The sequence below is a fragment of the Enterobacter sp. CM29 genome (assembly GCF_013179605.1).
In the GTDB taxonomy this organism is placed as follows: Bacteria; Pseudomonadota; Gammaproteobacteria; order Enterobacterales; family Enterobacteriaceae; genus Enterobacter; species Enterobacter intestinihominis.
The window spans coordinates 1-11,571 of sequence record NZ_JABMCU010000143.1 but is presented as its reverse complement, the minus strand read 5'-3'; the positions used below and the strand labels follow the sequence as shown (position 1 = coordinate 11,571).

Sequence of the window (11,571 nt, the reverse complement as noted above, 5' to 3'; positions counted from 1 at the left end):
ACACTCACGCGGGGGCGTAGCCACCAGCCCGCCATTGCGATGACTGCCCATGCCATGCAGGGCGACCAGGCGCGTTGCCTGGCAATGGGCTTCGACGGCTATATTGCCAAGCCGGTGAGTCAGGAGGCGCTCAGGGAGGAGATAGCCCGTGTTGTCGCCGGAGAAGAAAAGGGTCTGCCGGATGAGGCTCACCTGTTAAAACAGTGCGCTGACGATCCCGATCTGGTTAATGAGCTGCTGGCGCTGTTCGGTAACGGGCTTGACGAGGCAATGGCAGCCATAGAAAGAAGTATTGTAAACGATGACCGCGAGGCCTTGCGTCGGGCTGCACATAAGCTTCGAGGTGAAGCCGTCACCCTGGGGTTCGCATGCTTTGCGGAAACTCTCCAGTACGTCGAGAGTCAGGCAGTGGCGTTGAATCAGAGCGAGCTGAGCGTTATGCGAGGCGAGCTCATCGAGCAGGCCAGGCGCAGTATGGCATGGCTGCACCGCCGAGGGCAGGAGGTTAAAGATGATCTCTAGGCATATTATGCTGCTGGCATTCACCCCTCTGCTTGCACAGGCAAGCCAACCTATCACCTGGTCATTAGCTGGAATGTGGCGCGTACATGACGCAAATAACGCCACCTTCGACGGAGCCAATGCGCCTGATCATGACTGGCGAACGATTCGGGTTCCGGCCAACTGGTACAGTGCCGGATACGATCATCAGGGGGCCCTCTGGTATCGTCACGAATTTACCTTGCCCAAACCCGCTCCCGATATCATGACCACACTGGTGTTTGAGGGGGTGGATTATTTCACCGACGTCATACTTAATGGCAAACATCTGGCTCGCCACGAAGGGTATTTCCAGCGCTTTTCCGTAGACGTGAGTGATGCCCTGTACCGGCATAATAAGCTTGCCGTTCGGGTGGACAGTCCCTGGGAAGATCCGAAAACAATCTGGCCGCTACATAAAACGATGGTTAAAGGCGTACTTAACCAACACGATACTCGCCCTGGCGGGGCCTGGTCAGAGGACGGCCAGGATGCCAACTCCGGGGGGATCTGGTCGCCGGTAAAGCTACACTTGAGCCGCGGAGTGACCATCGACGAGGTGATACTGCGTCCGGACTGGCGCGAAGGACTGAGCAAACCAGCGCTGCACGCCGAGATCCGCTATCGCGCGCTGTCTGCCGGTGACGTAACTCTGCGCCTGTCGGCCACACCGGACAATTTTATGGGCCCGCGTATAAAGCAGGAATTCCCTGTAAACCTTGCGAGGACTGACGGGAAGCCGCAGTCGCTTCGCGTCACGCTGCCGATGAAAGACGCCAGGCTCTGGTGGCCAGTGGGCTATGGCAGGCCAAACCTCTACAGGGTGCGCGCAACCCTGATGGATGAGCAAGGGGTGATGGATACTGCGGTTGCCCGAACCGGGTTACGCAAGATAGTGAAGCAGCCTGACAACAAGGGCTGGCTGCTCAATGACAGACGCCTGTTTATCAAGGGGAGTAACTACATCGGCTCCCCGTGGCTTAGCACCATGACGCGCAAAAAATATCGCCGCGATTTTAGGCTGGTGCAGGCGATGAACGCCAACGCGATACGCGTTCACGCACATGTGGCAGGTCGGGCACTTTACGATGTGGCTGACGAGATGGGGCTAATGATCTGGCAGGATGTCCCCCTGCAATGGGGTTACAACAACAGCGACGCCTTTGCGCACAATGCCACGCGGCAGACCCGCGAGATGGTCGAACAGTTTGGCAATTCCCCGGCCATTATCGTCTGGGGCGGTCATAACGAGCCGCCGTGGAACTCACCGTGGATGGAAAAACGCTTCCCCGACTGGAACAAAACCCTGAACCAGACGCTGACGAAACGCGTGGGAGAAGCGCTTGCGCAAGACACCTCGCGCATTGTTCATCGTTTTTCCGCGGTTGAAGAACATTACTGGGCCGGGTGGTACTTTGGCACCATGCGCGATCTCCTTGGCCCCGCCAAAACCGCGATCATTACGGAATTTGGCGCTCAGGCGCTACCGCGACTCTCAACCCTGAAAACCATCATCCCCGCCCGCCTGATATGGCCGAAAAGCACCGCCGCCGACGATCCTGGCTGGACGCACTGGAAATACCATAACTTCCAGCCTTTCCAGACCTTCAAATTTGCCAACATTCCGCGGGGCAATACCATTCAGGAGATGATTGCCAACACCCAGCGTTACCAGGCGGAGCTGGTGGCAATGGCGGCGGAGAGCTATCGTCGGCAACGCTATCAGCCGGTTACCGCCCTCTTCCACTTTATGTTTGTTGAAACCTGGCCCTCCATCAACTGGGGCGTCGTGGATTATCTGCGTAAGCCCAAACCGGGTTACTACGCGCTGCAAAAAGCCTATCAGCCCATTCTGCCGTCGATTGAACCCGTGACGGCGGTGTGGCGCAAGGGAAGCCAGGCCACGGTTCGCCTGTGGGCAATCAATGACACCTGGTCCGCCTGTGAGGCGTGTCGCCTGAAGTGGCAGGTGAAGCAAAATGGTCGGGTGCTGGCTAAAGGCGATACAACGCTTACGCTTCCCCCTGATTCGGGCAGCAAGATAAAGGACCTTACCGTCACACCGACCAGCAGGCATAACGTTACCATTGAATATGTGATTTTGGATCGCGCCGGTAAAACCGTGGGTTCCAACCAGCGCAATGAGAGGGTGGAAAGCCCTCCTGAGCTATGAATGCTGGCTACCCGACGCTGCTACTAATACCCGGCATGCCAGCCTGCATTTTCAGCCTGTTAACGAACCAGCGTCCGGCCGGGCCGGGCGGATGTTCCTCCAGGTGCACCGCCTGCATGGAAAAACCGGGCCCGACGTCGTGGTGCATCGGCACGTTCAGCGTAACCAGTTTTCCCGCTGCGAGATCTTCCTCGACCATTGGCTGCGGCATATAACCCCACCGTGCACAGATGGAACAGCTGAAAGAGAAGATGACGTTCCTGAAAGCCGATGATATCGCCGACTCGATTCTTTACGTATTGCAGGCACCGGAACATGTGGACGTGGCAGAGCTGTTTATTATGCCGACCGAACAGCCGTGGTAAGAGGGTGAAGCGGGTCAGGCTGGTGCCTGACCCGCTACGTTAGTTTGCAGAGGCCGTAGGTCTGATGGTGATTTCGGTGGTATCGACACTCTCAGGCGCCTCGATGATGTGGCGCACGGCGCGAGCGATATCAGCCGGTTTGAGAGCAATAGCCCGGTACGCATCCATCACCGCCATGGTTTCTTCGTGCGTAATGGTCGAGGCCAGTTCGCTTTCCACTACCCCAGGGTTGACGCAGGTCACACGGATGTTCGAACTTTCCTGACGTAAACCATCGGAAATGGCCCGTACCGCAAATTTGGTCGCGCAATAGACGGCGGCCGTGGGCACGACGGACAAGGCACCAATCGAGCCTATATTGACGATCTGCCCCGAGCCCTGGGCTTCCATAATCGGCAAAACAGCACCAATACCCCACAGTACGCCCTTGATATTTACGTCAATGGTGCGCTCCCATTCATCCTGCTTGCCAGCCGAAAGCGGAGAGAGAGGCATAATGCCCGCGTTGTTAATAAGTACGTCAATGCGGCCCCACTTATCCCGTGCTGCCTGAACGAAGGCGGCCATCGACTGGCGGCTGGTAACGTCTAATACCTGAGCCTCTGCCTCCCCTCCTGCGCTGCGGATTTCATCAGCCAGAGCGTGGATGCGATCCAGCCTGCGTGCACCCAGGAACACTTTTGCGCCTGCCTTGCCGAGCTCTCTGGCGATACCTTCTCCGATACCGCTGGAGGCGCCGGTAATTAAGATGACTTTGTTCATGTTTTACTCCTTCAGTTGAGTTCACTGCAATCATAGATACAGACCATTGTTTCTTGTATCCTGCCTTTACTGGACTCACTGGTTAGCAATGTTAAACAATGAAAATCGATCTTAATTTGTTACCGCTTTTTCTGGCGGTCGCCGAAGAACGCAGCTTCAGCGCTGCCGCCGGGCGCCTGGGCATAACCCGTTCCGCTGTCAGCCAGGGAATAAGACGTCTCGAAGATGGGTTTCAGACCCTGCTGGTGATGCGCACCACGCGCTCGGTAAGGCTCACCGAAGCGGGTGAACGGTTGCATAAATCGTTGCTGGGGCCCATCGCCAACATTGAGGCGGCCTTTGACGACGTCATCTCGGACAGCATACCGCGCGGACAGCTCAGGATCGCTGTTACCTCAATTGCGGAAGCGTTTCTTTCGGGCCCACTGCTCGCCTCGTTTACGGCCGCGCATCCTGCGGTATCGCTTGATGTTTTCGTGTCAGATGAGGAATTCGATATCGTGGCAGCGGGCTATGACGCCGGGGTGAGGCTGGGCGAAGTTATCGAAAAAGACATGATCGCTATTCCCCTTACGGGCCAGCAGCGTGAACGGGTGGTGGCTTCACCTTCCTATCTGGCGACACACAGCGCACCGACGCACCCCCGTGAGCTGGTCGCTCATCGGTGTATCGGCTGGCGCCCTTCCCCGGACGTTGCCCCCTATCGCTGGGAGTTTGAGGAAGCAGGCGTCCCTTTCGATGTGGCAATTGAACCACAAATCACCACTAACGATCTGCGTCTTATGCTCAGCCTCGCGCTGGCCGGCGGTGGTATAACCTTTGCCACGGAGGACACCTTCACACCGTACATTGAATCAGGACAGCTGGTTTCCTTACTGGATGCGTTTCTTCCATCTTTTCCTGGTTTTTATCTCTATTTTCCCCAGCGCCACAATATGGCCCCCAAGCTCAGAGCCCTGATCGAGCACATCCGCCAGTGGCGACAGCTCCCCGCCACGCAGCCGACACTGCGTTAAATGGTTCCAACCCTGAATGCAGATTTTCCTCAATCTACTGCGTCCCTTTGATGAGCATCAACGACAGCACGTCATTACCATGGAAAATGACAACGGACACGATGGGCAGGACTTCACACAAGGATGGAACCTTAAAAATGTACAGACCAATAGTTGTTATCCTCTTTATTCTTTTGACATTAGCCGCCCTCGTGGAAATCGGCATAATTTCTTTAGGCTAATACCGATAGCCTCTGAAAGGCCACGCTTGCGGCCTTTTATTTATTAAACTTGAGAAAAAAACACGTTATTTTTTGAGTAGCAGAAATTAACCCGCCCGTAAAAATATATTTTATAAATGAGAGAGTTTTAAATATATCATACACCAGATATTTTACCCTAACTTAAACTACAATTAAGCAGCAATTAAACCTAACCAAAATTAGTTATTTATCGCATATTATAATAATTAATATCGCCCCACCAGCACCGTTTTAAGGGTTGCACCTTTTACGCCAAAACCCTTTATCCACGCGCCCTCATAGCTAACGAAATATATTCACGCTATCAATTAATCTCCCCTGCAATAGCCGCGTTGGGTTTACGAACACTTAATTTGCGTATTCAGACATTTATAGCTATATCATTTTTATAACGAAATAATTTAATACCTGCACAAATAATAAGGCTTATAAATCGCAAACATATAAATAAACAACTATTTCCTGTGTAAATAATTAGCTTTGCCCTGAGGTTGCCACTTTTAATCCTGGCGGGCATCGGTCGCGCTAAAGAAAGTAACGGTAAATCCTGTTTATTAAACAGTATTTTCGCCGGGAGCGCGTTCATCCCTTCAGAAACGATGGCTTTGTTTGACACGCCGTAACCAATCACTCTGCTGGAGTAATAACTGTATGAGCCAAATATCTGTTATATCTAAATTAACTGGCGTGGAAACGACCACGGAAGGGACACAGATAACACTCGATCACTCCTCAATCGTTAAGCTTAACGTGGATCGAGCCAACATCGCAGATTACTCCCGCAGCGGAAACGATCTGGTGATTACCCTCAATTCGGGCGAAGTGATTACCCTCAAGAATTTCTACGTTACTGATGCGCAGGGCGTAAGCCAGCTGGTGCTTGAAGAGAGTGACGGAGCGCTGTGGTGGATTGAAGATCCAACCGGTGCCGCGACCTATGAATCCATCGCCTCCACCGATGCATTACTGGCGGCGTCAGGGAGTGATGCTGGTGGCGCCGCTGCGTGGCCCTGGGTGCTGGGTGGCCTGGCCGCCGCAGGTGGGATTGCTATTGCGGCGGGAACCGGCGGTGGAGGTGGCGGAGATGACGATAACAACAACCCGAATCCCGGTAATCCGGGAAATCCTTCCGAACCTGATACTACGCCTCCGAATGCTCCCACTAATCTTCAGGTCTCACCTGACGGCAAAACCGTAACAGGTACGGCTGAACCGGGCAGCACGATTACCCTTAAAGATGCCGATGGCAACACCATTGGAACGGGCAAGGTCGGCAGCGACGGCAAATTTACTATCGATCTCGGTACGCCGCTCACCAACGGGGAGCAGATCACCGCCACGGCCACCGACCCGTCCGGCAATACCAGCCAGGGTGGTCAGGTCACAGCACCGGATCTCACCGCGCCGGATGCACCTGCCAATCTGGAGGTTTCGCCTGACGGCAAAACCGTGTCCGGTACGGCTGAGCCGGGCAGCACCGTGACACTGAAAGATGCCGATGGCAACACCATCGGAACGGGCAAGGCTGGCAGCGACGGGAAATTTACTATCGATCTCGGCACGCCGCTCACCAACGGGGAGCAGATCACCGCCACCGCCACCGATCCGTCCGGCAATACCAGCCCGGGCGTTCAGGTCACGGCACCGGATTCAACCGCGCCGGCTGCCCCCGAGATTGTCACCGTCAATGATAACGTGGGCACCGAAGCGGGCCCGCTGAGCAACGGACAACGCACGGACGATGCACGCCCGACGTTCAGCGGCATCAGTGAAGCTGGCACCGTTATTACCTTCTATGACAACGGCAGGCCGATCGGCACCGCCACGGCCGATGCTACCGGGAAATGGAGCTTTACCCCGTCGACCAACCTGTCTGAAGGAAACCACGCCATTACCACCACCGCGACCGATGCGGCAGGCAATACCAGCCCGGCGTCCACGGCGGTGACCTTCGTGGTGGATACGGTCGCACCAGGTGCCCCGGCCATCACCGGCATGACCGACGACGTTGCGCCCAATACCGGCGTGCTCGGAAGCGGAAGCACCACTAACGATCCGCGCCCGCAGCTCACCGGCACGGCGGAAGCGGGCTCTACGGTCACCATCTATGATAACGGCATTGCCATTGGCACAGCGGTTGTAGGCAGCAACGGAAGCTGGAGCTTTACGCCGTCGGTTAACCTGAGCGAAGGCAGCCACCAGCTTACCGTACGCGCCACCGACATCGCCGGTAACACCGGTCCGGCCTCGCCGGCCTTTACCGTAACGGTGGATGTCACCACCCCGCCGGTGCCGACAGGATTTATCGTTAACGATGACACCGGAGGGCTGAAAGGCACGATTACCGCCGGGCAGTTTACCGACGAGTCGCAGCCCCGCCTGACGGGCCGAGGAGAACCAGGCAGCACGATTACGGTTTACGATAACGGCGTTGCGATTGGCAGCACAACGGTTCTGCCGAACGGTACCTGGAGCATCACGCCGACAACGCCGCTGGCAGAGGGTGCACATTCGATTACCCTGCGCGAAACCGATGCGGCAGGCAACCAGAGCGGCCTGTCTCAGCCGATCAACTTTACCGTCGATCTTACGCCGCCAGACATGCCGGAGGCGACGCTCAATTCGACAGGCACGCAAATCACCGGTACTGCCGAGCCGGGCAGTAAAATTGTCATCACCAACAACGCCGGGGTGCAAATCGGGACCGCCACTGCCGACAGCAACGGCAACTACGTCGCCAACCTGAACCCTGCACAAGTGAACGGCGAGATCATCTCCGTGGTCGCCTCCGATGCCGCAGGCAACCAGAGTTCCCCGGCGCTGGTTAACGCAGCGGACATCTCCGCGCCTGCCGCACCGGGTAACCTGGTGGTGGCGGAAGACGGGGCAAGCGTCAGCGGAACCGCCGAGCCAAACAGCACGATTATTATTAAAGCGCCGGACGGTACGATCATCGGCCAGGCCACCGCCGGTCCGGACGGCACCTTTACCATCCCGATTTCGCCAGCCCAGACCAACGGCGAAGCCCTTGAAGTGACGGCCACCGACGGCAGCGGCAACACCAGTCCGTCCGGCTTTGCCGACGCGCCAGACAGCACGCCACCGCTGGCACCGGAAAACGTGGTGATCTCTGCCGACGGCACCACGGTAACCGGTACAGCCGAGCCGGGCAGCACCGTCACCATTCGTGAAAATGGCGTTAAGGTCGGGGAAGCGGTCGCCGACGATCAGGGTAATTTCAGCGTTGATCTGATCCCGCCGAAAGCCAACGGCGAAGCCCTGACCGCAGATGCCACCGATACCGCCGGAAACACCGGCCCGACCGCGCCGTTTGACGCGCCGGACATCACCGCGGCACAAACCCCGGTCATCACAGGCGTGGAGGATGATGCGCTCGACGTCACCGGTCCTGTCAGCCAGAACGGTCTCACCAACGACAAAACCCCGACCATCAACGGAACGGGCGAGCCCGGCACGACGATCACCCTCTACAGCGGCACCACTGAAATCGGCACTGCGGTGGTTGGGCCTGACGGCCAGTGGTCCATCACGCTGGAAACGGATCTTCCCGACGGCGGGCACGTGCTGACGGCGACGGCGGTTGACGCCAACAATAACCTCAGCGGGACATCGAACACCTGGAGCATCACGGTGGATACCGCCGCGCCGGGAGCTCCAGCCATTACGCAGGTCATTGATGACGTACCGGGCCGCACGGGGCCGCTCGACAACAACCAAATCACCAACGACACGCTCCCGACGCTGAACGGTACCGGCGAGCCGGGCTCCACCGTGACGATCCGCCTGGACGGACAGGATATTGGTACTGCCATTGTGAATAACGGTGGCGCATGGACCTTCACGCCCACTACCGCATTAGGGAACGGGCAGCATACGTTCACCGTCGTCGCGAGCGATGCGGCCGGCAACACCAGCGCATCATCACCCGGCTTTACCTTTACCGTCGATACCACTCCGCCACCGGCGGCCACCCTTGACACCGTCTCCGATAACATCGGCACTGTGCAGGTTCCGCTTAACAGCGGGGATACTACCGATGACACGCTGCCGCAGCTGCAGGGAACCGCACCGGAAGGCACCACCATCACTATCTATGACGGGACCACCCTGCTCGGCACGGCCGTGCTTGACGGTAGCGGCGGCTGGAGCTTTACGCCAACCACGCCGCTGACGGACGGCCCGCATTCGCTGACGGTCCATGCGACGGATGAGGCGGGTAATACCACCATCTCGCCACCGTTTGAGCTGGCGATCGACACGACCGCGCCTGCAACGCCGGATATTCCTGAGATCACCGTGAACCCGGACGGCGCCACACCGGGGACGGCTCTGAATCCTGGGGAGACCACCCGCGATACCACACCAACCCTGAGCGGCTCGGGCACGCCGGGAGATACCGTAAGCATTTACGATGGCGCAACCAAAATAGGTGAAGCCGAGATCGATGGCGACGGTAACTGGAGCTGGACACCGGAAGATCCGCTCCCTGACGGCACCTACGATCTCTCCCTGACGGTGACCAATCAGGACAGCGCCGGGAACGAAAGCGCACCGTCCACGCCAGTGACCATTACCATTGATACCGACGCGCCGGGCCAGCCGGGGATCCCGACGGTGACAGACAGCGTAAGCCAGATCACCGGGCCAGTGGACAACGGCGGAACCACCAACGATCCGCGCCCGGTACTGAGCGGCACCGGTACGCCGAATGACGTCATTACCATCTATGACCAGGTGGGTACAGGCGAGCCGCAGGCCGTGGGCAGCGTCACGGTGGACGGTAGCGGTAACTGGAGCTGGCGTCCTGAGAGCAACATTGGCGAAGGGACGCACCAATACACGGCGACCGCCACCGATGAAGCCGGCAATGAATCTCTGCCATCAACCGGTATCACGATAACGGTCGACACCCTCGCCCCGGATACCCCGCTCATCGGTTCCATTGGCGGCGCTCAGAATGGAGGCTCAACCAACGATAACACACCTGTCATTGGCGGAGGCGGCACGACCGGCGAAACGGTGATTATCTACAACAACGGCGTGGAAGTGGATCGCGTTGAAATCGCCAATGGCGAGTGGTCATACACCCTGCCGACACAAACCGATGGTCCGCTGAATATCACCGTCGCCGCGGTGGACGACGCGGGTAACCTGAGCCCGGTCAGCCCGGTCTTTAGCGTGACGGTCGATACGCAGGCACCGACCGTGCCGCAAATTGACGCCGTCTCTGACAGCCAACTGACCAACAGCGTGCTTTACACCCGCGACGGTACCCCAACCCTCACCGGGATTGGCGAGCCGGGTTCGAGCGTAACCGTTTCTGTTGATGGCACGCCGTCTCCGGTGGTCGTGGTGGTTCAGCCGAACGGGACATGGTCCTGGACAGCCGACCCCGCGCTTGCGGAAGGGCCGCACACCTTCTCGGTTGCCGCAAGTGACGCGGCGGGGAATACCTCCGCCAGCTCCGGCGATCTCAGCGTGACGGTGGATACGCTGCTTCCTGCAACGCCAACCAATATCACCATTGCCGCAGAGGGCACGCCGCTGACCGGTACGGCAGATGACGGAACCACGGTGACGGTGCGTGACGCCGGCGGCAATATCATCGGGACCGGGGTCGCGACGGGAGGCACCTTCTCCATCGCCCTCTCCCCGGCCCAACTGGATCCCGCGACGCTGACGCTGTTCGCCACGGACGCCGCAGGTAATGCAAGCCCGACAACCACCTTTGACGTACCGGACTCCCCGCTTATTCTGCCAGCGGTGCCGGTGATTACGGCAATCAACGATGATGCCGATCCCGTCACTGGCGATGTGAAAGATAAAACCACCAATGACACCACGCCTACCCTTACCGGCACCGCCGATCCGGGTAGCGTCATCACCATTTATCTGGATGGGGCGCTGGTTCCGCTGACCGAAATTGTTGCGGATACAGACGGCAACTGGAGCTACACGCCGCTGCTGCCGCTCGCGGAAGGCCCACACACCTTCGCCGTCACCGCCACAAACACCACCACCGGCGCGACCAGCGGGCAGTCGCCGATCGCGACCGTCACCGTCGACCTCACCGATCCGACCGCACCAGCCATCGGTGCGGTGACCGATGACGTAGGCCCGGTCACCGGCCCAATCGCTGACGGGCAGAGCACCAACGACAACCGTCCTACCCTGACCGGAACAGGCACGGCCGGGGACACCATTACGGTGTACGATGACGGCGACCCGCTGGGCACCGTTGTTGTCGGTCCGACCGGCACCTGGAGCTACACGCCGCCTGCGCTGGACGACGGCAGCCACACCCTGACCGTGACCGCCACCGACCCGGCAGGCAATGAGAGCGCCCCGTCGGCCGGGATCACCATTGTGGTCGACACCGTTTCCACCACGCCGGTGATTACCAGCGTGACGGATAACGCAGGCAATGCGGCAACGCCTGTCCCAAGCGGCGA

Annotated in this window: 7 protein-coding genes; 5 read left to right on the top strand and 2 right to left on the bottom strand. The window is 58.3% G+C overall.

From position 1 onward, the window contains the following. Both HP459_RS16445 and HP459_RS16440 read left to right on the top strand, forming a co-directional pair. Positions 1-522: Hpt domain-containing protein (locus HP459_RS16445; RefSeq protein ID WP_171936498.1), on the top strand; the 522-nt coding region annotated here is incomplete at its 5' end. Further along, a complete protein-coding gene (locus HP459_RS16440; protein ID WP_171936497.1) occupies positions 512-2,713 on the top strand; it encodes a sugar-binding domain-containing protein in 2,202 nt (733 codons plus the stop codon). The genes HP459_RS16445 and HP459_RS16440, both read left to right, overlap by 11 nt. A gap of 7 nt (positions 2,714-2,720) precedes the next feature. Here HP459_RS16440 and HP459_RS16435 read toward each other — a convergent pair whose 3' ends face one another. Then, positions 2,721-2,924 carry a hypothetical protein gene (locus tag HP459_RS16435; RefSeq protein WP_182407710.1) on the bottom strand — a complete coding sequence of 68 codons (204 nt, stop codon included), beginning with the start codon at positions 2,922-2,924 and terminating at the stop codon, positions 2,721-2,723. Between the two features lie 19 nt (positions 2,925-2,943). On the opposite strand from HP459_RS16435, the gene HP459_RS23695 reads away from it, so the two are divergent. After that, positions 2,944-3,078 (top strand): hypothetical protein, encoded by a 135-nt coding sequence (locus HP459_RS23695; protein ID WP_259369129.1) that lies wholly within the window; start codon positions 2,944-2,946, stop codon positions 3,076-3,078. 39 nt (positions 3,079-3,117) lie between these two features. On the opposite strand, the gene HP459_RS16425 is transcribed toward HP459_RS23695, so the two are convergent. Beyond that, positions 3,118-3,840, bottom strand: a complete 723-nt coding sequence (locus HP459_RS16425) for an SDR family oxidoreductase (protein WP_023298428.1) — start codon at positions 3,838-3,840, stop codon at positions 3,118-3,120. A 98-nt stretch (positions 3,841-3,938) separates the two neighbouring features. Between HP459_RS16425 and HP459_RS16420 the strand changes: the two genes are divergently transcribed. After that, positions 3,939-4,856, top strand: coding sequence for a LysR family transcriptional regulator (locus tag HP459_RS16420; RefSeq protein WP_048965951.1), 918 nt, complete (start codon positions 3,939-3,941; stop codon positions 4,854-4,856). Positions 4,857-5,749: 893 nt separating this feature from the next. Continuing rightward, the coding region (locus tag HP459_RS16415; RefSeq protein ID WP_171936496.1) for an Ig-like domain-containing protein at positions 5,750-11,571 on the top strand (5,822 nt) is incomplete at its 3' end.

Coding starts and splice junctions, on each gene's coding strand:
- HP459_RS16440 (WP_171936497.1), top strand. CDS start 512: ATGATCTCTAGGCATATTATGCTGCTGGCATTCACCCCTCTGCTTGCA.
- HP459_RS16435 (WP_182407710.1), bottom strand. CDS start 2,924: ATGCCGCAGCCAATGGTCGAGGAAGATCTCGCAGCGGGAAAACTGGTT.
- HP459_RS23695 (WP_259369129.1), top strand. CDS start 2,944: ATGGAACAGCTGAAAGAGAAGATGACGTTCCTGAAAGCCGATGATATC.
- HP459_RS16425 (WP_023298428.1), bottom strand. CDS start 3,840: ATGAACAAAGTCATCTTAATTACCGGCGCCTCCAGCGGTATCGGAGAA.
- HP459_RS16420 (WP_048965951.1), top strand. CDS start 3,939: ATGAAAATCGATCTTAATTTGTTACCGCTTTTTCTGGCGGTCGCCGAA.